The organism is Sutterella sp. KLE1602 (assembly GCF_001578585.1).
Classification (GTDB): Bacteria; Pseudomonadota; Gammaproteobacteria; order Burkholderiales; family Burkholderiaceae_F; genus Sutterella; species Sutterella wadsworthensis_A.
This window is the reverse complement of record NZ_KQ968544.1, coordinates 38269-60718: the sequence shown is the minus strand read 5'-3', so window position 1 is coordinate 60718 and position 22450 is coordinate 38269. Positions and strand designations below refer to the sequence as shown.

Genomic DNA, 22450 nt, shown 5'->3' with positions numbered 1-22450 from the left:
GCGTTCCACGGACTTCCGAGATGAACCTTTTTTTATGTCCCTTGCCCCCATACGGCTCCGTCGCACCGATGCGTCCATGGCGTATGATCGCCTCATGCGCGGGCCGACGAGAGGCCCGTGACTCCAGATACGCACGAAAGGACACGCAACATGGACCTCGCATCGATTGTTCGTAGCAAGGCGGACTTCCTGATCGGCATGCGCCGCCGCATTCACGCTCATCCCGAGCTGAGCGGCCGCGAGTTTGAAACCGCAGCCCTCGTTCGGGAGGAGCTCACGAAGGCGGGCATCGAATGGAGGCCCTGCGGGCTTCAAACGGGCACGCTTGCCGAGATCCAGGCCGCGAAGCCCGGCAGGACCGTTCTTCTTCGTGCCGACATGGATGCGCTTCCCGTCACAGAGACGACGGGAGCCTCTTTCGCAAGCTGCAATCCCGGCGTCATGCACGCCTGCGGACACGACTGCCACACGGCGATGCTGCTCACCGCCGCACTCGTGCTGCAGGAGACGCGGGAGGAATGGGGCGGCGTTGTCAGGCTCGCCTTCCAGCCTGCAGAGGAGTCGGGTGAGGGCGCACTCTCCATGATCGCCCAAGGGGCGCTCGAGGGCGTCTACGCCTGCTTCGCGATGCACGTCTGGTCGGACGTCCCCGCAGGACGGATCGGTCTCATTTCTGGTCCCTGCATGGCGGGCACCGACAGGTTCGAGATAGACGTCAAGGGCGTGGGCGGTCATGCCGCGCAACCCGAGCACTGCGTGGACGCGCTGGTGGCGGGCGCCGCGATCGTCGACGGACTGCAGACCCTCGTGAGTCGCGAGGTTTCGCCCGTCGACACGGCTGTCGTGACGATCGGCACGTTCAATTCAGGCACCCGCTGGAACGTGATTGCGGGCGAGGCCAGACTCACGGGTACCGTCAGGACGCTGAGGCCTGAGACCGCAGCGCGCATGCCCGAGGCCGTTGGTCGCATTGCCGCAACGATCGCCGCCTCCCGTCGCGCCGAGGCCGTCGTGCGCTATGAGCAGAAGGCGCTTCCCACGGTGAACGATCCCGCCGTGACGCAGGTTGCCCGCGAGGCCGCCCTCAAGGTGCTCGGACCCGACGCTCTCTACGAGATCGGCCCCTCGATGGTCGGCGAGGACTTCTGTCACTTTGCGGCGGGCGCGCCCGGCTGCATGGGCCTCCTCGGCGTGAGGAACGAGGCCTGCGGCGCCGTCTATGGACAGCACCACTCGTCATACACGGTCGACGAGGACGCACTTTCGGGCGGCGTCGCCATGTACGTGCAGACCGCCATCGACCTTGCGGCCCGCTGAGGGGCCAGGCGCCTCCCGTGCGCTGGGAGGTAGAATTGATGCTTCCATTGAGGTAATTCCGAGGAGACGTCCCATGACCATGATGAACCGCCGCAGCCTGCTCGCCGCAGGCTGTGCAGCCGCCGCACTTTCCTGCGCTCCCGCCGCTCTGCTTGCCGCGGCTCCCGCCTACCAGATGATCCGTCCCGAGGAGGCCCGCAGGATGATGGAACGCGGAGGCGTCGTGGTGCTCGACGTCCGCACGCCCGAGGAGTTCGCCACGGGGCACATCAAGGGCGCCGTCAACGTGCCCGTCGATGCGATCCGTCCGGGCATGCGCCTGCCGTTCGCGCCCAATCCCGACACGCCCGTCCTCATCTACTGCCGCACGGGCCGCAGGGCCGAATATGCGGGCGAGGCGCTCGTCGCCTCAGGCTACCGCCACGTCTACAACTTCCTCGGGGTCACGCAGTGGCCCTATGAGCTCGTCCGTTAAGTCCCGCGGGCGTTTTGCGTCTTATTACAAATGCCGGGGGAGCGCACAGCGTGCGCTCCCCTTTCTTCGTTATGATTTCGGGGTTTTCACGAATAGAGAAGGAAAGCCTCCATGTACTCACGCGTTTTAGGCACGGGCAGCGCGCTTCCGAAGCGCATCGTCACCAACGGGGAATTCGCGGCCATGCTCGCCCGCGACGGCATTGAGACGAGCGACGAGTGGATTCGCACGCGCACCGGCATCGAGAGTCGCCATTTCGCCGACGAGGCCGAGGGCGAGACGACGTCGTCTTTGGCCGTGGCCGCCGCCCGCAGGGCGCTTGAGGCCGCGAACGTCGAGGCTTCCGAAATCGACCTGATCATCGTGGCCACCACGACGCCCGACATGGTCTTTCCGTCCGTCGCCTGCCGCGTGCAGGCCGCGCTCGGCGCCAGGGGATGCGCGGCCTTCGACGTGCAGGCGGTCTGTGCGGGCTTCATCTATGCGCTCAACGCCGCCGACGCCATGCTGCGCGCGGGTCCCTACCGCGCCGCGATCGTGATCGGCGCCGAGGTGATGTCCCGAGTGCTCGACATGAAGGACCGCTCCACCTGCGTGCTCTTCGGTGACGGCGCGGGCGCTGTCGTGCTCAAGGCCTCGTCCGATCCCGGCATTCTCGCCGCCCGCATGTACGCCGACGGCGACTACGGCGAAAAGGTGCTGAGCCTCACGGCTTCCCTCAACCACGGCGCCATCTCGGGCGATCCGTACATCCGCATGGACGGCCGCCAGGTCTTCCGTCTTGCCGTCGAGGGCCTTGTCGGCAGCGCACGTGAAGTGGCCGACCTCGCCTGCGTGCATACCGAGGACGTCGCGCTCTTCGTGCCGCACCAGGCCAACCTCAGGATCATGACGATGGTGGCGGCCAAGCTCGGCATTCCCGAGGAGAGGATGGTGAGGACCGTTGCCGAGCACGGCAACACGTCGGCCGCGAGCGTGCCGCTTGCGCTCGACCGCGCTGTGCGCGCGGGCATGGTGAAGCCCGGCGAGCTCGTCCTGCTTCAGGGCGTCGGCGCCGGCATGGCCTGGGGGTCGGCGCTCATCCGCTGGTAAGCGGGGCTCAAAAGCCCGAAAACCCCGCCAACACGGGAGGGGAATTCCTGTTTTCGGTCGATGCCCCACCTGCTAAACTCCTACCGATTCAAATCAACCCATAGGACCAGTTCTATGCGCATTGCATTCGTGTTTCCCGGCCAGGGCAGCCAGAGCGTCGGCATGCTGTCGGGCTTTGCCGGCAACGAGACCGTCGCCGGCGTGATGGCCCGCGCCGACGAGGCGCTCGGCTTTTCGCTCACCGGCCTCATTGCCGAAGGCCCCGCCGAAACGCTTTCGCTCACGGTCAACACCCAGCCTGCGATGCTCGCCTCGTCGGTCGCCTTCTATGAAGCGTGGCTCGCCGCCGGCGGCCGCACGCCTGAAATGATGGCGGGCCATTCGCTCGGCGAATATTCGGCTCTTTGCGCCGCAGGCGCGATGTCCCTTGAGACGGCCGTGCGTCTCGTGCGCTTCCGCGCCGAGGCCATGCAGAGCGCCGTGCCCGTCGGCGTGGGCGGCATGGCCGCCGTCATCGGTCTTGCCGACGACGCCGTCGAGGCCGCTGTCGCCGAGGCCCGTGAGACGGGCCGCGTCGAGGCCGTCAACTTCAACGCGCCCGGTCAGGTCGTGATCGCAGGTGAAAAGGCCGCCGTCGCCCGCGCCATCGAGTGCGCCAAGGCCCGCGGCTGCCGCCGCGCCATCGAGCTGCCCGTGTCCGCTCCCTTCCACTCGAGCCTGATGCAGCCCGCCGCCGACAAGCTTGCGGCCCGTCTGGCCGAGACCGAGATTCAGGTGCCCGCCATTCCCGTCATCGCCAACATCGACGTCGAGGTGCACGAGACGCCCGACGCCATCCGCGAGGCGCTCGCCCGTCAGGCTGCGGGCGCGGTCCAGTGGGTGCGCACGATCGAGCGCATGAAGGCCGCCGGCATCACCGACATCGTCGAGTGCGGCCCCGGCAAGGTCCTCACGGGCCTGCTTCGCCGCACTGCGCCTGAAATCAACGGCCACAACATCTTCGACGCCGCCTCGCTCGCCGCGGTGCTCGAAAAGCTGAACTGAAATTTGGAGAAAGACATATGACGACGTTTTCCGCCAATACGCTCGAGGGCCGCGTCGCGCTCGTGACCGGCACGAGCCGAGGCATCGGCGCTGCCATTCTTGAAGCCTTCGTGAAGGCCGGCGCCACCGTGGTCGGTACGGCCACGAGCGAAGCCGGCGCCGAACGCATCACGGCCCGCATCGCCGAACTCGACGGCAAGGGCCGCGGCATCGTGCTCAACGTCTGCGACGGCGAGGCCTCCGCCAAGGCCGTGGCCGACACGGTCGCCGAATTCGGCCGCATCGACGTTCTCGTCAACAACGCCGGCATCACCCGCGACACGCTCGTGATGCGCATGAAGGACGACGCCTGGAACGACGTCGTCGAGACCGACCTCACCGCCGCCTTCCGTCTTGCCCGCGCCTGCGTGCGCCCGATGATGAAGCAGCGCTCCGGCCGCATCATCTCCATCACGTCCGTCGTGGGCGCCATGGGCAACGCCGGCCAGGTCAACTATGCCGCCGCCAAGGCGGGCCTCATGGGCATGACCAAGGCCCTCGCCCGCGAGATCGGCTCTCGCGGCATCACGGTCAACTGCGTCGCTCCGGGCTTCATCGACACGGACATGACGGCCGGTCTTCCCGAAGAGCACAAGGCCGCGCTTCTCGCCCAGATCCCGCTCGGCCGCCTCGGCGGCGCTCAGGAGATCGCCGACGCCTGCCTCTTCCTCGCGAGCGATGCGGGCGCCTACGTGACGGGCACGACCCTGCACGTCAACGGCGGCATGTTCATGGGCTGACGCTCCCTCCGCCGGGCATGAGGCGCTCCGGAGGGAGCCTCCCTTCACACAAAGCGGCTCTTGCTTGGTAAAATATTCAATCACCTAAACCCCGAAGGGGATTGTCCCTTCACTTTTTCCCCGCGCCTGCGGGGTCCTACCCCATTAAAGCGGAGTTAAAGAAATGGAAGATATCGAACTGAAGGTTAAGAAGATTGTTGCTGAACAGCTCGGCATCAAGGAAGAGGACATCAAGAACGAGTCCTCCTTCATCGAAGACCTCGGCGCCGACAGCCTCACGACGGTTGAAATGTCCCTCGCCCTCGAAGACGCCTTCGGCATCGAAATCCCGGACACGGAACAGGAAAACCTCCGTACCGTCCAGCAGGCCATCGACTACGTCAAGTCTGCCGTCAACAAGTAATTTCGCCTCGAGTGAGCTCGATGTGAACGGCGTCCTCAGGGGCGCCCGAATTGTGGGATCCGCCTCTGCGGGTCCCACAGTTGTTTTAAGGGGAAGGCGGATAACGCCGACCCGCTAGTCCCTAAGGCCGAAAATCGTATCAGATTGTTCGGCTTCCAAGAACACCCACAGCAAGGAATACCACCATGATGAACCGTCGTGTTGTCGTTACCGGTCTCGGTATGGTTTCGCCGATCGGCAACGACGTCGCCTCGAGCTGGAAGGCCGCCCTCGAAGGCAAGTCCGGCATCGACCGCATCACCGCTTTCGACGCCTCCGCCTTCGGCTGCCAGATCGCCGGCGAAGTGAAGGACTTCGACGCGGGCAAGTACCTCGGCGTCAAGGAAGTGCGCCGCTTCGACCGCTTCGTTCACTTCGGCGTCTCCGCCGGCATCATGGCGCTTGAAGACTCCGGCCTCGAGATCACCGACGAGTTCGCGCCTGAATGCGGCTGCGCCATCGGTTCGGGCATCGGCGGCCTTCCGCTCATCTGCACGAACAACGAGGCCTGCAACGAGCGCGGTCCGCGCCGCATCTCGCCCTTCCTCATTCCGGGCTGCATCATCAACATGACCTCGGGCCAGCTCGCGATTATGAAGAACCTCAAGGGCCCGAACATCGCCCACGTGACCGCCTGCTCGACGGGCCTTCACGCCATCGGCGAGGCCATGCACATCATCGCCCGCGGCGACGCGACCGTGATGGTGGCGGGCGGCTGCGAGTCCACGATTCATCCCGTGGGCGTCGGCGGTTTCGACAACATGCATGCGCTCTCCCGTCGCAACGACGATCCGAAGACCGCCTCCCGTCCCTTCGACAAGGACCGCGACGGCTTCGTGATGGGCGAAGGCGCCGGCGTCCTCGTTCTCGAGGAGCTTGAGCACGCCCGCGCCCGCGGCGCCCACATCTACGCCGAAATCGTCGGCTACGGCCTCTCGGGCGACGCCTTCCACATCACGACCCCGTCGACCGACGGTCCCGCCCGCTGCATGCGCATGGCGCTCCGCCACGCCGGCATCGCCCCCGAGGACATCCAGTACCTCAACGCGCACGGCACGTCCACAAACGTCGGCGACGTCAACGAAGTGAAGGCCATCAAGGAAGTCTTCGGCGAACACGCCGGGAAGCTCGTCGTCAACTCCACGAAGTCCATGACGGGCCACCTTCTCGGCGGCGCCGGCGGCGTCGAGTCCGTCTTCACGATCAAGGCGCTCGAGGAGCAGGTCTCGCCCCCGACGATCAACGTCTTCGAGCAGGATCCCGAATGCGACATCGACTGCTGTCCCAACGAGGCCCGCAGGATGGAGATCAACTACGCCATGAAGAACTCCTTCGGCTTCGGCGGCACGAACTCCACGGTGATCTACAAGCGTTGGACTGAATAAGGCGGCTTGTTCCTGCGCAGTCCGCAGGACCATCCGCATGCGCAAAAGGGCACTCTCCTCACGTTGAGGCGGGTGCCTTTTTTATGCCACACCTCCCGCGGTCTCAAAAGAGGAGGAAAATGTCTGCATGACATTCTTTCCAATCAAAGGAGAACGACATGCAGGACTGCGCCAGGTACGTCGAGGAGATGACGAGGCTTCGCCGTGAAATCCACCGCCGCCCCGAAGAGGGCTGGACCGAATTCGAGACCCAGTGGAAGGTCTTCCGTGCGCTTGAGGCGCTCGGCTGGACGATCCGCATGGGGCTGGACGTGATCAGGCCCGAGGCCGTCATGGGCCGCAATGCGGAGCTCGTCGAGAAGGCGATGGTCCGAGCGGCCGAACACGGCGTGCCTGAATCCTTCCTCAAGGCCACGGGCGGCTACACGGGGCTCACGGCCAACTTTGACACGGGCCGCGAAGGCCCCGTCACGGGCTTTCGCTTCGACATGGACTGCGTACTCGTCGAGGAGCTTCACGACGCCTCGCACCTGCCCGCGGCCGAAGGGTTCGACTCCGAGATCCCGGGACACATGCACGCCTGCGGCCATGACGCCCATACGGCGACGGGCGTGACGCTCGCCCATTGGATCACGGATCACAAGGACGAGCTCAAGGGGCGCTTCCGCCTCATCTTCCAGCCCGCCGAAGAAGGGACGCGCGGCGCGGCGCCCATGGCCGCCGCAGGCGTCGTGGACGATCTCAACTGGTTCTTCGGCGCCCATGTGGGCTGCAACTGCAGGATCGGCGAGGCGTCCGTCGTGAAGAAGGGCTTCCTGGCCACGACCAAGATCGACATCGAGTTCACGGGCGTGCCCTCGCATGCGGGTTCGGATCCCGAAAAGGGCAGGAGCGCGCTCATGGCCGCGGCGGCCGCCGCCGTGATGATGCAGGGCATTCCGCGCCACGGCGAGGGCGACACGCGCATCGCCGTCGGCAGGCTCGTGGCGGGCGAGGGCAGGAACGTCACGCCCGTGCACGCCTTCATGCAGTGCGAGACCCGCGGCTCTACGCAGGAGATCAACGAATACATGTTCGAGAGCGTCAGGCGCATCGTCGAGGGCTGCGCCGCCTCTTACGGCGTCGAATGTCGCGTGACGAAGGCGGGCGAGGCCACGAACTTCGAGGCGACGCCTGCCGCCTGCGACCTGGCGGTCGAGGCCTGCGCGGAGGTGTTCGAGCGCGATCACGTGGCCAGTCTTGAGACTGCGGGCGGCAGCGAGGACTGCTCGATTCTTGCGCGCCGCGCCATCGAGCACGGCGCCGAGGCGACCTTCCTCTTCTACGGTTGCAACCATCACGGCCATCATCGCGCCGACTTCGAGATCCAGGACACGCAGAGCCTGCCCGCCGCACTTGCCGTGCTCTCGGGCATCTGCCGCCGCACCAACGGCCTCTGATCCCGATATCCGATCACGGGAGCTCCGCCTGCGGGCGGCTCCCGTCCGGCGCCGCGAGGCTTCCCGCACGTCCTCCGTGCAGGAACCCGCGGCGCTTCCTTATTGGCAAAGCGGACGGCATTCGCCCGAATCCGCTGCGGTGCAAAAGATTCGGGGAAATTCAATGTGTAATGGCGCCTGAATGGTACAATAATAGGTCCTAGAAAGGCCCGATGACGGCCATGTTTTGCAAGAGCCGCCCGTTCCCGTCGAGCATTGCGCTCCGGCCGGCGGCCCGTACAAATTCCGACCCATTCAGTCTCTTCAATGCAGAAAATCCGCAACTTCTCGATCATCGCCCACATTGACCACGGCAAGTCGACGCTCGCCGACCGCCTGATCCAGCGCTGCGGCGGTCTTTCCGACCGCGAAATGAGCGCCCAGGTGCTCGACAGCATGGACCTCGAGCGTGAACGCGGCATCACGATCAAGGCGCAGACCGCCTCCCTCAAGTACAAGGCCAAGGACGGCGAGGTCTACGAACTCAACCTCATCGACACTCCGGGGCACGTCGACTTCTCCTATGAAGTGAGCCGTTCGCTCTCCGCGTGCGAAGGCGCGCTGCTCGTCGTCGACGCTACGCAGGGCGTCGAGGCCCAGACGGTTGCGAACTGCTACACCGCCATCGACCTCGGCGTGACCGTGCTCCCCGTCCTCAACAAGATGGACCTTCAGAGCGCGAACCCCGATGCGGCCGCCGAGGAAATCGAGGACGTGATCGGCATCGACGCGACGGACGCGATTCCCTGCTCGGCCAAGACCGGCATGGGCATCGACGACATCCTTGAGCGCGTCGTACGCGACGTTCCGCCTCCGAAGGGCGATCCGGACGCCAAGCTCCAGGCCCTCGTCATCGACTCCTGGTTCGACAACTACGTCGGCGTGGTGATGCTCGTGCGCGTCGTCAACGGCACGCTCCGTCCGAAGGACAAGATCCGCCTGATGGCCACCGGCGCCAATCACCTCGTCGAGCAGCTCGGCGTCTTCACGCCGAAGTCCCAGAGCCGCACCTCGCTCTCCGCGGGTGAAGTGGGCTTCGTGATTGCCGGCATCAAGGAGCTCAAGGACGCTCGCGTGGGCGACACCGTGACGAGCGCCCAGAATCCTGCCGACGAGGCCGTGCCCGGCTTCAAGGAAGTGAAGCCGCAGGTGTTCGCGGGCCTCTATCCCGTCGAGTCCAACCAGTACGATGCGCTTCGCGACGCCCTCACGAAGCTCCAGCTCAACGACGCCGCGCTCCAGTTCGAGCCCGAAGTCTCTCAGGCGCTCGGCTTCGGCTTCCGCGCCGGCTTCCTCGGCCTCCTGCACATGGACATCGTCCAGGAGCGCCTTGAACGCGAATACAACATGGACCTCATCACGACGGCCCCGTCCGTGGTGTACGAGGTTCTGCAGACGGACGGCACGGTGGTGCACGTCGAGAACCCGTCCAAGCTCCCGCCCGTCGACAAGATCGACGAGATCCGCGAGCCGATCGACACGGTCACGATCTTCGTACCCGACGAATACGTGGGCGCCGTCATGAAGCTCTGCCAGGACAAGCGCGGCATCCAGACGAACCTTGCCTACCACGGCCGCCAGGTGCACCTCACCTACGAGCTGCCGCTCGCCGAGATCGTGCTCGACTTCTTCGACCGCATGAAGTCGATGACCCGCGGCTATGCCTCGATGGACTACGAGTTCAAGGAATACCGCGCCTCCGACGTGGTGCGCGTGGACATGCTGATCAACGGCGACCGCGTGGACGCCCTGAGCTCCATCCTTCACCGCAGCAACGCGATCTTCCGGGGCCGCGAAATCGCACAGCGCCTGCGCTCGCTGATTCCGCGCCAGATGTACGAGGTCTCGATTCAGGCCGCCATCGGCGCGAACATCATCGCCCGAGAGAACGTCAAGGCCCTGCGCAAGAACGTGCTCGCCAAGTGCTACGGCGGCGACATTACGCGAAAGCGCAAGCTCCTTGAAAAGCAGAAGGCCGGCAAGAAGCGCATGAAGCAGGTGGGCTCGGTGGAGATTCCGCAGGAAGCCTTCCTTGCAATCCTTCAGCAGGACGAACAGTAATCCCGCCGCAAAGCGGAGGTTCGACGACGGACCTCCGCTTCGCCGCATGAACGAAACGGAAGACATTGATGAACTTTCCTCTGATCCTTCTCATTCTCACGGTCGTCACGGGCATCTTCTGGGTGCTTGAGCGCCGCAGCTTCCTGCCCGCCCGCAAGGCCCGCGCCGACGAGGCCGTCCGCCGCTTCGAGGCGGACAACCGCGAGGCGATCGATCGCGGCGAAAAGGCCGTGATCGACGCGCGCAACGACCTCTACGCCCGCGAGATCCGCCAGCCCTGGTGGCTCGAGTACACGGCGGGCCTCTTCCCCGTGATCGCGATCGTCTTCTTCGTGCGCAGCTTCCTCTTCGAGCCGTTCCGCATTCCGTCGGGCTCGATGCTCCCGACGCTGCACGTGGGCGACTTCATCCTCGTCAACAAGTACGAGTACGGCATCAGGCTCCCCGTCACCAACTGGAAGATCATTCCGCTCGGCAGCCCGCAGCGCGGCGACGTCGTGGTCTTCAAGTACCCGATGGACGAGTCGGTCGACTACATCAAGCGCGTCGTCGGCGTTCCGGGCGACACGATCGAATACCGCAACAAGGTCGTCTACGTCAACGGCGTCGAGCAGAAGCAGGCCGGCCACGTCGACTTCATCGACACGCACTCCCACGTCACGCTCGACCAGCGCGAGGAGAACCTTTCGGGCGTCGAGCACATGATCGCCGTCGACGGCCGCCGTCCGTCCTGGGTTCCGGCGCAGGCCATTCTGAAGAAGGTCCCCGAGTGCACGTACACGAACACGGGCTTCATCTGCAAGGTCCCCGAAGGCAAGTACTTCATGATGGGCGACAACCGCGACAACTCCGAGGACAGCCGCTACTGGGGCTTCGTTGATGACTCGAGCCTCGTCGGCCGCGCCACGTTCATCTGGGCGAACTTTGGCGACATGTCCCGCATCGGCTCCTTCCGCTGAGCGGACCCGGTCTGACAGACACCGTTTGGAATAAAAATGCAAGATCTTTCGATTCTTGAGGAGCGCATCGGCTACAAGTTCGCCGACCGCAAGCTTCTCGAACGTGCGGTGACGCACCGCAGCTTCGCGGCGCAGCACAACGAGCGCCTCGAATTCCTGGGCGACTCGGTTCTCAATTGCGTCGTGGGCTACGCGCTCTTCCAACGCGACAAGCACTTCACCGAAGGCGACCTTTCGCGCGTGCGCGCCAACCTCGTCTGCGAGAGGACCCTCGCGGTCATCGCCAAACAGATCGACGTCTCGGCCTTCCTTCGCATGGGCGAAGGCGAGATGAAGACGGGCGGTGCGCATCGTCCCTCGATCACGGCCGATGCCATGGAGGCCATCTTCGGCGCCGTGTTCGCCGAAAGCGGCTTTGAGGCTGCCCAGAAGGTGATCCTCGGCCTCTTCGAGCCGATCCTCGCCGCTCCCACGGCCGAACAGCTCGGCAAGGACTCCAAGACGCGCCTGCAGGAGTACCTGCAGGGCCGCCACCTGCCGCTGCCGCAGTACGTCGTCGTCAGCGTGACGGGTGCCGCGCACGCCCAGCACTTCAACTGCGAGTGCCGCATTCTGTCGCTTGAAATCACGACGCAGGGCCATGCTGCGAGCCGACGCTCGGCCGAGCAGGAGGCCGCCACCGCCGCGCTTGAGATTCTGAAGAACCGCGAGTCCACCAACGGGAGGTCCAGACATGAGTGAAGAAAAGACCGTGCCGGCAATGTCCGACGCCGAACTTGAACGCATGCTCGCGCAGGCGGGCGCCGCCTCCGTGCAGGTGCCCGAGGGCTTCCGCTGCGGCTATGTGGCCGTCATCGGCCGTCCGAACGTCGGCAAGTCGACCCTGATCAACCACCTGATCGGCGAGAAGGTCTCGATCACCTCGAAGAAGCCGCAGACGACGCGCGACCGCGTGCTCGGCGTCGTGACCGAACCCGACGCCCAGATCGTCTTCATGGACACCCCGGGGTTCCAGACGAAGGTCGGCAACCAGCTCATCCGCCGCATGAACCGCACCGTGCGCTCCACGCTCGGCGAGGTCGATGCGATCGTCTTCGTGATCGAGTCCCTCGGCTGGAAGCCCGCCGACCTCGAAGTCCTCAAGCTTCTGCCCAAGGATGCGTCGAACGTCATCCTCGCCATCAACAAGACGGACCTCAACAAGTCGAAGGACTCGCTCCTTCCGCTCATGGCCGCCTCGATGGAGAAGTTCCCGTTTGCGGCCATCGTGCCCGTGTCCGCTGAAAAGGGCCGCCAGCTCGGCGACCTGCTCGGCGAGATCAAGAAGTTCCTCCCCGAGAGCGTCCCGTTCTTCGATCCCGACACCTACACGGACCGCTCGCCGCGCTTCCTCGCGGCCGAGACGATCCGCGAGAAGGCCTTCCGCCTGCTCGGCGACGAGCTTCCGTACGGCATTGCCGTGACGATCGACAAGTGGCAGGAGGACGAGGAGAGCGCCGAGATCGTCGCTACCCTCATCGTCGAGCGTGAAAGCCACAAGCCGATCGTGATCGGCGAGGGCGGCGCCAAGCTTCGCGAGATCGGCCGTCTGGCTCGCACCGACGTCGCCGCGATGCTCGGCAAGCGCGTGCACCTCGAGGTCTGGGTCCGCGTGCGCCGCGGCTGGTCCGACGACGTGAAGGCCCTCAAGACCCTGGGCTATGAATAAGGACGCCCTGGAGGCGGGGGTGCCGCACCGCAGGGTGCGCAACCGTTCCGAGGGGCCCCGCTCCTCACGGTCTCCCGTCTCCTCGCTCGAGGGGCCCGCAGCGCAGGGCGCCTCGACCCTCTCGGGCATTCTCGAACGCCGCCGCGCTGCAGAGCGGCAGATGGCGGACGTCTTCTCCGCGCTCCCGGAACCAGCGGAGCGCATCCCCGCCCGTGTCACGGGCGAGCTCGGCTTCATCCTCCACGCGTGGGACTGGAGCGAGACGAGCCTTCTTCTCGACGTGCTGACCGTACGATACGGCCGCGTCTTTCTCGTCGCGCGCGGCGCCCGCCGCGCGTCCTCCCAGTACAGGGGCCTTCTCACCGCGTTCTGTCCGCTCCGCTTCTCATGGACGGGCAGCAAGGAGGCCAAGATGCTCGTGCGCGCCGAGTGGCAGGGGACGATGGTGCCCCTCACGGGCGAGGCGCTGCTCTCGGGCTTCTACGTCAACGAACTCATCCTCAAGCTCACCGTCCGCGAGGAGCGCCATCCGGGGCTCTTCGAGGCCTACGTCAAGGCGATCCATGCGTTGGCGCTCGACGAGCGCGACGCCATGCAGCCCGCGCTTCGCGAATTCGAGATGGCGGTCCTCAAGGCCGCAGGCTGGGCGCCCGCCTTCTCCGACGACGGCCGCTCGCCCTGGTACTGCGTCAGGGACGGCGCCCTCGAGGGGCTCGCCGGCGTCGAAGGGTTGCCCGAGGGCGTGCGCGCCTGGCCGGGGGACCTCGTGCGCGAAATGCTTTCGGGAGAGCCGATGAGTCCTGCGGCGCTTCGCGCCTCGCGTGATATTCTTCGTACGTTGATCGACTTTCATCTCGACGGGCGCAGCATCCATTCCCGTCGCATCCTCGCCGAGCTCAACGGCCTGCAGAAGACCTGACGCCCGCCAAGCCGATCGAACCGGACAAACAGGGGGCGCTGCGGCGTCCCGAACACCAGGAGTGCATCGCAATGCTTCGTACCAAGCTTTCCGTCAATCTGAACAAGGTGGCGCTTCTTCGCAACTCCCGCGAAGGCAACTGGCCCGACCCGGTCTTCTTCGGCCGCATCGCGCTTGAGGCGGGCGCCGCCGGCCTGACGGTTCATCCGCGTCCCGACGAGCGCCACGTCCGCGCGACGGATGTCCCCGCGATTGCCGCACTCGTGAGCGAATATCCCGACCGCGAATACAACATCGAGGGCAACCCCTTCCACAATCTGATGGGCCACCTTGAGGCCGTGCGTCCCGATCAGGCGACGTTCGTGCCCGACAGCCTCGGCCAGAAAACGTCCGACCACGGGTTCGATCTTTCGGATCCCGCCGTCTGCGACGCCGTCCGCCCGCTCATCGCGCAGGCGAAGGCCTGGGGCTGCCGCGTGAGCCTCTTCATGGATCCCGCCCCCGCCCTGATGGCGAAGGCCGCCGAACTCGGCGCCGACCGCGTCGAACTCTACACGGAGGGCTGGGCTCAGGCGCACGGCACCGAAGCCCAGGACAAGGTCCTCGAGCAGTACGCCGCCAGCGTGAAGGCCGCCCGCGAGGCCGGACTTGACGTCAACGCCGGGCACGACCTCTCGCTCGACAATCTCGAGGTCTTCCTCAAGGCCTGCCGCGAGGTGAGCGAGGTCTCGATCGGCCATGCGCTCACCGCCGAGGCGCTCCAGTTCGGCTTTGCCGAAACGGTCAGGCGCTACGAGGAGATCCTCGACCGCGTCGCCGCGTCCGAAGACTGAAGGGAGGAGCTGGGCATGATCGAAGTACTGAAGCCGGGTCCCGTCTGCGTCGACGTTGAGGGCCTTTCACTCACCGAGCATGAGCGTGGGCGCCTGCGTCATCCGATGACGGGCATGGTGATCCTTTTCACCCGCAACTACAGGGACCGGGAACAGCTCAGGGCGCTGTGCGACGAAATCCACGCCGTGCGTCCGGGCATCCTCATCAGCGTCGACCATGAGGGCGGCCGCGTGCAGCGCTTCCGCTCCGAATTCACCGATGTGCCCGCCATGTCCGAGATCGCGGCGCACGAGGACGCCGAGGCGCGCTTCGAGGCGGCCGGTCTCGTGCTTGCCGCCGAGCTTCGCGCCTGCGGCGTCGACTTCACCTTCGCGCCCGTGCTCGACGTCGACTACGGCCGATCGGCCGTGATCGGCTCGCGCAGCCTTGGCACGACGCCCGAGCTCGTGACGGCGCATGCCGCCGCGCTCATTCGCGGGCTTCGCAGGGGCGGCATGGCCTCCTGCGGCAAGCATTTTCCGGGGCACGGCTGGGCCGAGGCCGACAGCCATACGGCCCTTCCCGAGGACGAAAGGGATGCGGAGAGTCTGATGCGGGACATGCTCCCCTACGGCAAACTGCCTGAACTTGCATCCGTCATGACGGCCCATGTGGCTTATCATGCCTTTGAGGGGGAGGTCGCCACCTTCTCGAGGCGCCTCCTGCAGGACGAGCTTCGAGAACGGCTGGGCTTTCGCGGCCTCGTCTTCTCGGACGACCTCAGCATGAAGGGCGCCGCGGGCGGCAGCGTGACGGAGCAGGCCGAGAAGGCGCTTGCGGCGGGCTGCGACATGGTACTCGTATGCAATCGTCCCGACATGGCCGACGAGCTTCTCGCGAACCTGCGTTGGACTCGAACGCCCGAATTCGACGCGCGCCTTGCGGGGCTCGCGCCCGCCGCGGCTTGCGGCGGTGCGGAGCTTGAAGAGGCCCGCTCCCTTCTGGCGGCCTGACGGCCGGCCCCGAAGGCGTCAATCATTCCACGTATAGGAAGGCTGTCTTGATCATCGAATCACTGCTCGACACGGACCTCTACAAATTCACGATGCAGCAGTGCGTGCTGCACCAGTTCCCGGGGGCCGATGCCGAATACCGCTTCAAGTGCCGCACGCCCGGCATCGATCTTTCGCCCTTCGTCGACGAGATCAACGCCGAGCTCGACCATCTCTGCAGCCTCTACTTCAGGGAGGACGAGCTCGCCTACCTCGACAGCCTGCGCTTCATCAAGTCGGACTACGTCGAGTTTCTGAGCCTCTTCCATCTGAAGCGCAAGTACATCTCCGTGACGAAGTCTCAGGACTATCCCTGCGGCATCGACATCACCGCGAAGGGCCCGTGGCTGCACACGATCCTCTTTGAGATTCCCGTGCTTGCGATCGTCAACGAGGTCTACTTCAGGAACACGTATCCAGATCTTGACGAGACGGAGGGGGTCGCACGCCTTGAGCGCAAGATCGAGCTTCTGCGCAACGAGCCCGACAACGGCGGGCTGCGGATCTCCGACTACGGTACGAGGCGCCGCTTCTCCAAGGCCTGGCAGAAGAAGGTTCTCCTCAACATGAAGGAGCGTCTCGGCGGCATCTTCACTGGCACGTCGAACGTCATGTACGCCAAGGAGCTCGGCCTCACGCCCCACGGCACGATGGCCCACGAGTTCCTGCAGGCCTGCCAGGCGCTGGGCCCAAGGCTGCGCGACACGCAGGTCTTCGCCTTCGAGATGTGGGCCAAGGAGTACAGGGGCGACCTCGGCATCGCACTCTCCGACGTCTACGGGATGGATCCCTTCCTGCGCGACTTCGACATGTTCTTCTGCAAGCTCTTCGACGGCGTCAGGCACGACTCGGGCGATCCCTTCGTCTGGGGCGAGCGCATGATCGAGCACTGGAAGGCCAACCGCTGCGACCCGAGGACGAAGTCCCTCATCTTCAGCGACAGCCTGACGGTCCCGAAGGCCATAGAGCTCTACGAGCGCTTCCACGGCAGGGTCAAGGTCGCCTTCGGCATCGGCACGAACCTGATGAACGACAGGGGGCCGCAGCCGCTCAACGTCGTCATGAAGATGGTCAAGGCCAATGGGCAGCCCGTCGCCAAGATCTCCGACGCGCCCGAGAAGGGCATGTGCGAGGACGAGGGCTATCTGCGTTACCTCAGGCAGGTCTTCGGACTGCCGCCCGTGGCATAGGAGTCTCACGGGCACGATGAAAGGCGCGGACCTAGGGCCTGCGCCTTTCATTTTCCAGTCCTTTCGGCTTAAGGGGCCCCTCATTTGTAAAGAAACCTCGGAAAGTTCTGCAGGGATCAGAAAATCCGTGTATGTTTGCATTCTGAGATATTTTGTAACGCGGTGCACATTGGAAAGTACAGTTGGCGCCTCCGCTCCCGGGAAGCGCTTTCGACCGCACCTTCCAACGTACGCCATTTTCAACCGGCGGCCGGCGCTCAGGCGGTCGCCCCAGGGAGTCTCCATCGTGACTTTGTCCATTAAAAGCGTTGCGGCTGCAACTGCAACCCTTCTGCTGCCTGCTGCCGCCATGGCGAGCGACATGAACGGCGCCGAGCTCGGCCTTGCGTGGGCCGTGCCGTTTGCCGGCATTCTGCTTTCCATCGCGCTTTTCCCGCTGTTCGCCCCGCACATCTGGCACCATCATTTCGGCAAGATCTCCGTCTTCTGGGCCCTGTGCTGCATCATTCCGCTTGCGACCGTCTTCGGTCCTGACACGGCCTTCCACGAGATCGCCCACGTGCTTCTCGCCGACTACGTGCCGTTCATCATCTTCGTGGGCTCGCTCTTCATCGTTGCCGGCGGCATTCACGTCCGCGGCAGCTTCGTCGGTCGTCCGATCGTGAACACCGCGATCCTCGCGCTCGGCGCCGTGCTTGCCAACTTCATGGGCACGACGGGCGCTGCCATGCTTCTCATCCGCCCGCTCATCGGCGCCAACGAGAACCGCAGGCGCAAGGTCCACACCTTCATCTTCTTCATTTTCCTCGTCGCCAACGTGGGGGGCGCGCTGACCCCGCTCGGCGATCCTCCGCTCTTCCTCGGCTTCCTCAAGGGCGTGAGCTTCTTCTGGACGCTTGAGCACCTGATGCTTCCGTGGCTCGTGACCTGCGCCATCCTGCTTGCGGTCTACTTCGCGATCGACAGCTTCATGTTCTCCCGCGACGTCAAGGATGGCTTCAAGGCGCCCGAGGAAAAGCAGGCCATCGGCGTCGACGGCGGCATCAACATCCTGTTTCTCGCCGCCATCGTCGGCACGGTCCTGATGTCCGGCTTCTGGCGCTCGGGCGTGGACTTCACGTTCCTCGGCGTGCACTTCTCGCTCGAGGGCGTGCTCCGCGACGCGCTCTTCATCGTGATCTCCGGCGCTTCCCTGCTGCTTACCACGAAGGCCACCCGCGAAGCCAACCACTTCAGTTGGGATCCGATCCTTGAGGTCGCCAAGCTCTTCTTCGGCATCTTCTGCTGCATCGTGCCGGTGCTCGCCATGCTCCGCGCGGGTCACGACGGCCACTTCGCGCCGCTCGTCGCCCTCGTGACGAACGCCGACGGCAGCTTCAACAACACGTTCTTCTTCTGGCTGACGGGCATGCTCTCCGCGTTCCTTGACAACGCGCCGACGTATCTGGCGTTCTTCAACCTCGCCGGCGGCGATCCGACCGTGCTGATGGGCGAGGGCGCCAAGACCCTGATGGCCATCTCGATGGGCTCCGTGTTCATGGGCGCCGTGACCTACATCGGCAACGCCCCGAACTTCATGACGGTCTCCATCTGCAACGAGCGCGGCATCAAGATGCCGACGTTCTTCGGCTACATGCTCTGGTCGGTGACGATCCTCTTCCCGACCTTCTTCCTGATGGACATGCTCTTCCTCATCTGAGAGCCGTCCTGAAGAAAACAGGCTGAAACAAGGCTGAAAAACAGGCGCCCCGAAGCGAAGGCTTCGGGGCGTTTTCTTCATTCGCCAATCCTGAACCGCAGGGAAAAAGCAGAGGATAGTTGTCTTTACGCAACACTTGGGCGCGTGAAGGCCTGCATTTTCCTGCATTGAACTGTCGTACTAGTGACTTTGCGGAAAAGATGCGTTAAAGTGACACCTGTACCCGCACGCGGGCGCATCAGCACATGCGCCCGCGTGCTTTTTTGCATTCTTCGAATAAAGGAACCAAGGGACCCTTCACGCCATGCAGCTTACCGTCGAACCCAAGGACGTCTCCGACGCCTACAGCACGCCCATCGTTCAGCAGACCTCCTTCTGGTCCCGCGTCAAGGCGAATCTGGGCATGCGTTCCAAGGCCTTCGAGTTTTCCGTGCGCAACAGCGACCTCTACACCGACGTGGGCGGCTGGTCGCGCACCAATGCGGACCTCCTGATGTTTGCGCAGTACTGCAGCAGTGACGAATACGTGGCCTATCTTCCGTACGGTCCCGAGATCGAGCCGTCGGAGGAGAACCAGGGGCGCTTCCTCGAGGAGCTTTCCGAGTGCCTGAGGAGCTACCTGCCCAAGGGGTGCCTGGCGATCCGCTACGACCTCAACTGGCAGTCCCACTGGTGCAAGGAGGGCGACTTCGACGCCGAGGGCAACTGGCGCGGTTGTCCGCGCAAGGAGTTCCAGGAGATGCACATGAACTACGGCACGGCCACCTGGAACCTCTTCAAGGCGAACATGAACGTGCTCCCCTCCGACACGATCGTGGTCGATCTGTGCGGGACCGAGGAGCAGATCCTCGCCTCGATGAAGCCCAAGACCCGCTACAACATCGGCCTTGCCCGCAGGAAGGGCGTCGAAGTCCGCGAGATGGGGCCCGAGGCGCTCGGCCTCTGGTACGACCTCTACTCGCAGACGGCTCACCGCAACGGCCTGCACGTCAACGACAGGCGCTACTTCGAGAGCGTCATCGCGAGCCGCATGCAGTGTTCCGATCCCGAGGTGAGCGTGAAGCTCCTGATGGCCTTCCATGAAGAGAAGCCCCTCGCCGCGATGTTCCTGATCCTCTCGGCTCACCGCGCCACATATCTCTACGGCGCCAGTGCCACCAAGGGCCGCCACCTGATGCCCACCTATGCGCTCCAGTGGTGCGCCATGCAGACCGCCAGGCGCGCGGGCTGCAGTGAGTACGACCTCTTCGGTGTCGCGCCCAACGCGGATCCTTCGCATCCGATGCACGGCCTCTACCGCTTCAAGACGGGCTTTGGCGGCCAGATGTACCACCAGATGGGCTGCTGGGACTATCCGCTCGACATGGACGGCTACAGGCAGTTCGCGGCGCGCGAGATGAGCATGCCCGGCTACTACGCCTGATCGTCACCGACAGGAACAAAAACGGCGGATCCGCTTCGGAGTCCGCCGTTTTGTTCATCTCGGGTTCACGCCCGGCTCAATGCCCGTGGTGATGATCATGTGAATGGGCGTGCTCATGAGCATGTTCGTGCGTGTCGTCGGGCGTCACGGGGATGAGGTTGAGGCGTCCGTGGCGCACGCCGGGTTCGGCCGAAAGGCGGCGGGAGAGCGTGACGACGTCCTCGGCGCGGCCGCGGATCACGACGCTCTCGACGCACTCTTCGTGCGTGGCGTGCACGTGCATGGTGGAGATGACCTCGCCCGCATGCTCGTGCTGGTACTCGGTCATACGCATGGCGAGCTGGCGCTCGTGGTGGTTGTAGGCGTAGCTGAGCACGCCGACGCATTCGGCCGAGGGATTGTCCTTCACGTCCTCACTGGTGAAGTGATTGCGGAGAATGTCGCGGAAGCATTCGGAGCGGTTGGCGTAGCCGTGTTCGGTCAGGTACGCGTCGAAGCGCTCGGCAAGCTCGTCGTCGATGGAAAGCGTGAATCGCTGCATGAGTGTGTCCCCCTGAGAATGCCTTCCATTTTAGCGGGGGGCGCGGTGGATCAGGGCTCCGGCACGGAAAACCTCGGAGACGGCGTTCCGGGCGAGAGCCTCGCCGTCGTCCGTGACGGGATCGCGCAGGACGATGAAGTCGGCCCTCATGCCGGGCGCGAGCCTTCCTACGCCTTCGAATGGCAGGACCTTCATCGGGCGGGAGGTGTAGAGCGAGACGGCCTCTTCGCAGGAGACGGCTTCGGACCTGTTGAAGACGGTGCCGTCCCAGGCTGTGCGCGTGACCGCAGCGCCCATCGAGACGAAGGGATCGTCGGGATCGGCCCAGGCGGTGGCGGGCGCGTCGGAGGAGAGCGCGAAGGCGTCGAGCGCCGAGGAGACGGTCTTCACGGGATAGACGCGCTCAAGGTCCTTCGGGGCGAGCACGGCCCTGTAGCCTTCGATTTCGGCGTACGGGAAGATCACCTGGGTTGTCACTCCGAAGCGCATGGCCGAGGCGTTCATGCGGGCGAGCTGAGCCTCGTTGAGGAAGGTGGCGTGCTCGATGCGCACGGACGGGCGGTCCTCAAGCCAGGGCGTCTGATCCTCGAAGAAGTCGATGATGCGCCCGACGGCCCTGTCACCCATGGCGTGGACGGAGAGCTGGATTTTGTTGGTGCGGGCGTACTCGGCCGCGGCCTCAAGCGCGCCGTCGTCGAGCGTGACCATCCCGGTCGAGCCGTTGAGAAAGGGCGTCGTCACGGCCGCCGTGGCGCCCGAGACGCTTCCGTCGGCAAAGAGCTTGACGCCCGCGATGAAGTGGTCTCCCGTCCTGTCCTCGTCCGTGAGCGCGGGCATGCCCCGAGGGTCGCGTCCGCCCTTCCAGACGAGGTAGAGCCCTGCCCTGACGGGAAAGCCGCGGCGCGCCGCCTCGCGGTAGACGGCGAGCTGGCGGTAGTCGGCCATCATTTCGGTGAAGGCGAGAATGCCGCGCGCAAGAAAGTGTTCGCCCGAGGCCGTCATCATCTCCACTTCGCTCTCGAACGTGGGCTCGCCCATCAGGCGCTCGACGACCTGTGCGGCATTGAATTCGGTGAGAACGCCGTTGGGGCGACCGTCGGGAAAGCGTCCGAAGCGCCCGCCGGCGGGATCGGGCGTATCTGCCTCAATGCCAGCGAGGCGCAGGGCGACGCTGTTGCAGATCGCAGAGTGGCAGTCGGAGCGCTTCACGAACACGGGCTGCGTCGTGCTGACGCGGTCGAGGTCCTCGATGGTGGGGGTGCGGTGTTCGGCGAGTTTGCCTTCGTCATAGCCGAAGCCCGTGATCCAGGCCTCGGGCCCTCGGCCGGCGAGCGAATGGCGCCTGAGCGCCTCAATCATCTCCTCGATCGTGTTGACGATCGGGGAGACGCAGGGCACGGACCTCACCGTGGCCGCAATCCAGCTCGGATGGGTGTGAATGTCGCAGAGCGCGGGCAGAACCGTGCGTCCCTCGAGGTCGACGGACGGCACGCCGTCGTGCGCGGGTGCGCAGGCGCCGGGACCGATCCAGGAGATGCGGCCCGCCTTGACGAGAAGGGCGTCCGCGTCGGTGAAGCGTTCGCCGTCGTGAATGACGGCATTGTGAATGAAGACGTCGTGCATGGCTCTCCGGCCTTGAAGTTGAAGGGGATTCAGAAAGGATACGGCTCGCGGAGGAGGACGTCGCCCGAAATCTGGCGGGCTCTTGTGCGCCGTCATGCGGTATCGGGAAAAGAGAGGAGGCGGCGTGAGGGAAAGGGGAAGGAAAAGGCAAAAAAAATGGACGTTCCGAAGAACGTCCATTTTCTCGATGACTTGGCAGGGGTAGTAGGATTCGAACCTACGAATGTCGGATTCAGAATCCGATGCCTTAACCGGACTTGGCGATACCCCAGTACATCTGGTGCGGTCGGAGAGACTCGAACTCTCATGGCTCTCACCACAGCGACCTCAACGCTGCGCGTCTACCAATTTCGCCACGACCGCGAAATGTTGACTGTTCGATGCTTGAGGAGCATCCGGAGAGTCACTCCGTTGATTGACTTGGCAGGGGTAGTAGGATTCGAACCTACG

General features: G+C 64.7%; 20 protein-coding genes and 1 tRNA gene. 18 read left to right on the top strand and 3 right to left on the bottom strand.

The features are described 5' to 3' along the window. Positions 1-150: 150 nt before the first annotated feature. From HMPREF3036_RS07215 to HMPREF3036_RS07130, 18 genes are all read left to right on the top strand, one after another. Positions 151-1317: a M20 metallopeptidase family protein gene (locus tag HMPREF3036_RS07215; protein ID WP_062332973.1), complete on the top strand. Its 1167-nt coding sequence runs from the start codon at positions 151-153 to the stop codon at positions 1315-1317. Between the two features lie 73 nt (positions 1318-1390). Further along, a complete protein-coding gene (locus HMPREF3036_RS07210; RefSeq protein ID WP_062332970.1) occupies positions 1391-1792 on the top strand; it encodes a rhodanese-like domain-containing protein in 402 nt (133 codons plus the stop codon). A gap of 111 nt (positions 1793-1903) precedes the next feature. Then, positions 1904-2884, top strand: a complete 981-nt coding sequence (locus tag HMPREF3036_RS07205) for a beta-ketoacyl-ACP synthase III (protein WP_062332967.1) — start codon at positions 1904-1906, stop codon at positions 2882-2884. A gap of 114 nt (positions 2885-2998) precedes the next feature. After that, positions 2999-3928, top strand: coding sequence for an ACP S-malonyltransferase (gene fabD / locus HMPREF3036_RS07200; RefSeq protein WP_062332964.1), 930 nt, complete (start codon positions 2999-3001; stop codon positions 3926-3928). A 17-nt stretch (positions 3929-3945) separates the two neighbouring features. Further along, complete coding sequence (gene fabG / locus HMPREF3036_RS07195) at positions 3946-4707, top strand: 3-oxoacyl-ACP reductase FabG (protein WP_062332961.1); 762 nt, start codon at positions 3946-3948, stop codon at positions 4705-4707. Between the two features lie 163 nt (positions 4708-4870). Further along, positions 4871-5110, top strand: a complete 240-nt coding sequence (gene acpP / locus HMPREF3036_RS07190; protein WP_005433384.1) for an acyl carrier protein — start codon at positions 4871-4873, stop codon at positions 5108-5110. A gap of 185 nt (positions 5111-5295) precedes the next feature. Next, the gene (gene fabF, locus HMPREF3036_RS07185) at positions 5296-6534 is read left to right on the top strand and encodes a beta-ketoacyl-ACP synthase II (protein WP_062332957.1); all 1239 of its coding nucleotides are present in this window, start codon (positions 5296-5298) and stop codon (positions 6532-6534) included. Positions 6535-6692: 158 nt separating this feature from the next. Then, entirely contained in the window at positions 6693-7973 is a 1281-nt protein-coding gene (locus HMPREF3036_RS07180; RefSeq protein WP_062332953.1) for an amidohydrolase, read from the top strand. A gap of 306 nt (positions 7974-8279) precedes the next feature. Next, a complete protein-coding gene (gene lepA, locus HMPREF3036_RS07175; protein WP_005433381.1) occupies positions 8280-10073 on the top strand; it encodes a translation elongation factor 4 in 1794 nt (597 codons plus the stop codon). Between the two features lie 68 nt (positions 10074-10141). Further along, the gene (gene lepB / locus HMPREF3036_RS07170) at positions 10142-11032 is read left to right on the top strand and encodes a signal peptidase I (RefSeq protein WP_062332950.1); all 891 of its coding nucleotides are present in this window, start codon (positions 10142-10144) and stop codon (positions 11030-11032) included. Positions 11033-11068: 36 nt separating this feature from the next. After that, the gene (gene rnc, locus HMPREF3036_RS07165; protein ID WP_005433379.1) at positions 11069-11773 is read left to right on the top strand and encodes a ribonuclease III; all 705 of its coding nucleotides are present in this window, start codon (positions 11069-11071) and stop codon (positions 11771-11773) included. Continuing rightward, positions 11766-12740, top strand: coding sequence for a GTPase Era (gene era, locus HMPREF3036_RS07160; protein WP_368043353.1), 975 nt, complete (start codon positions 11766-11768; stop codon positions 12738-12740). The genes rnc and era overlap by 8 nt, the downstream gene beginning before the upstream one ends. Continuing rightward, complete coding sequence (recO, locus tag HMPREF3036_RS07155; protein WP_082897399.1) at positions 12733-13659, top strand: DNA repair protein RecO; 927 nt, start codon at positions 12733-12735, stop codon at positions 13657-13659. The genes era and recO overlap by 8 nt, the downstream gene beginning before the upstream one ends. Positions 13660-13730: 71 nt before the next feature. Further along, a complete protein-coding gene (locus HMPREF3036_RS07150) occupies positions 13731-14492 on the top strand; it encodes a pyridoxine 5'-phosphate synthase (protein ID WP_005433376.1) in 762 nt (253 codons plus the stop codon). Between the two features lie 15 nt (positions 14493-14507). Then, positions 14508-15485, top strand: a complete 978-nt coding sequence (gene nagZ / locus HMPREF3036_RS07145; RefSeq protein WP_005433375.1) for a beta-N-acetylhexosaminidase — start codon at positions 14508-14510, stop codon at positions 15483-15485. A 47-nt stretch (positions 15486-15532) separates the two neighbouring features. After that, a complete protein-coding gene (pncB, locus tag HMPREF3036_RS07140) occupies positions 15533-16714 on the top strand; it encodes a nicotinate phosphoribosyltransferase (protein WP_005433374.1) in 1182 nt (393 codons plus the stop codon). 349 nt (positions 16715-17063) lie between these two features. Beyond that, complete coding sequence (locus tag HMPREF3036_RS07135; protein ID WP_005433373.1) at positions 17064-18413, top strand: sodium:proton antiporter; 1350 nt, start codon at positions 17064-17066, stop codon at positions 18411-18413. Positions 18414-18717: 304 nt separating this feature from the next. Then, positions 18718-19836: a lipid II:glycine glycyltransferase FemX gene (locus HMPREF3036_RS07130; protein ID WP_005433372.1), complete on the top strand. Its 1119-nt coding sequence runs from the start codon at positions 18718-18720 to the stop codon at positions 19834-19836. A 76-nt stretch (positions 19837-19912) separates the two neighbouring features. Here HMPREF3036_RS07130 and nikR read toward each other — a convergent pair whose 3' ends face one another. The 3 genes from nikR to HMPREF3036_RS07110 form a co-directional block, all read right to left on the bottom strand. Continuing rightward, complete coding sequence (gene nikR, locus HMPREF3036_RS07125) at positions 19913-20377, bottom strand: nickel-responsive transcriptional regulator NikR (RefSeq protein ID WP_005433371.1); 465 nt, start codon at positions 20375-20377, stop codon at positions 19913-19915. A 30-nt stretch (positions 20378-20407) separates the two neighbouring features. Continuing rightward, positions 20408-22000 (bottom strand): amidohydrolase, encoded by a 1593-nt coding sequence (locus HMPREF3036_RS07120; RefSeq protein ID WP_062332946.1) that lies wholly within the window; start codon positions 21998-22000, stop codon positions 20408-20410. Positions 22001-22278: 278 nt separating this feature from the next. After that, a tRNA-Leu gene (locus HMPREF3036_RS07110) sits at positions 22279-22363 on the bottom strand. Positions 22364-22450 lie beyond the last annotated feature (87 nt).

Excerpts from the sequence above, each read along its gene's own strand:
- HMPREF3036_RS07150 (WP_005433376.1), top strand. The coding sequence starts at position 13,731 with ATGCTTCGTACCAAGCTTTCCGTCAATCTGAACAAGGTGGCGCTTCTT.
- HMPREF3036_RS07135 (WP_005433373.1), top strand. The coding sequence starts at position 17,064 with ATGGCGAGCGACATGAACGGCGCCGAGCTCGGCCTTGCGTGGGCCGTG.
- lepA (WP_005433381.1), top strand. The coding sequence starts at position 8,280 with ATGCAGAAAATCCGCAACTTCTCGATCATCGCCCACATTGACCACGGC.
- lepB (WP_062332950.1), top strand. The coding sequence starts at position 10,142 with ATGAACTTTCCTCTGATCCTTCTCATTCTCACGGTCGTCACGGGCATC.
- HMPREF3036_RS07205 (WP_062332967.1), top strand. The coding sequence starts at position 1,904 with ATGTACTCACGCGTTTTAGGCACGGGCAGCGCGCTTCCGAAGCGCATC.
- recO (WP_082897399.1), top strand. The coding sequence starts at position 12,733 with ATGAATAAGGACGCCCTGGAGGCGGGGGTGCCGCACCGCAGGGTGCGC.
- nikR (WP_005433371.1), bottom strand. The coding sequence starts at position 20,377 with ATGCAGCGATTCACGCTTTCCATCGACGACGAGCTTGCCGAGCGCTTC.
- fabG (WP_062332961.1), top strand. The coding sequence starts at position 3,946 with ATGACGACGTTTTCCGCCAATACGCTCGAGGGCCGCGTCGCGCTCGTG.
- nagZ (WP_005433375.1), top strand. The coding sequence starts at position 14,508 with ATGATCGAAGTACTGAAGCCGGGTCCCGTCTGCGTCGACGTTGAGGGC.
- HMPREF3036_RS07130 (WP_005433372.1), top strand. The coding sequence starts at position 18,718 with ATGCAGCTTACCGTCGAACCCAAGGACGTCTCCGACGCCTACAGCACG.
- acpP (WP_005433384.1), top strand. The coding sequence starts at position 4,871 with ATGGAAGATATCGAACTGAAGGTTAAGAAGATTGTTGCTGAACAGCTC.
- rnc (WP_005433379.1), top strand. The coding sequence starts at position 11,069 with ATGCAAGATCTTTCGATTCTTGAGGAGCGCATCGGCTACAAGTTCGCC.
- fabF (WP_062332957.1), top strand. The coding sequence starts at position 5,296 with ATGATGAACCGTCGTGTTGTCGTTACCGGTCTCGGTATGGTTTCGCCG.
- fabD (WP_062332964.1), top strand. The coding sequence starts at position 2,999 with ATGCGCATTGCATTCGTGTTTCCCGGCCAGGGCAGCCAGAGCGTCGGC.
- HMPREF3036_RS07120 (WP_062332946.1), bottom strand. The coding sequence starts at position 22,000 with ATGCACGACGTCTTCATTCACAATGCCGTCATTCACGACGGCGAACGC.
- era (WP_368043353.1), top strand. The coding sequence starts at position 11,766 with ATGAGTGAAGAAAAGACCGTGCCGGCAATGTCCGACGCCGAACTTGAA.
- HMPREF3036_RS07210 (WP_062332970.1), top strand. The coding sequence starts at position 1,391 with ATGACCATGATGAACCGCCGCAGCCTGCTCGCCGCAGGCTGTGCAGCC.
- HMPREF3036_RS07180 (WP_062332953.1), top strand. The coding sequence starts at position 6,693 with ATGCAGGACTGCGCCAGGTACGTCGAGGAGATGACGAGGCTTCGCCGT.
- HMPREF3036_RS07215 (WP_062332973.1), top strand. The coding sequence starts at position 151 with ATGGACCTCGCATCGATTGTTCGTAGCAAGGCGGACTTCCTGATCGGC.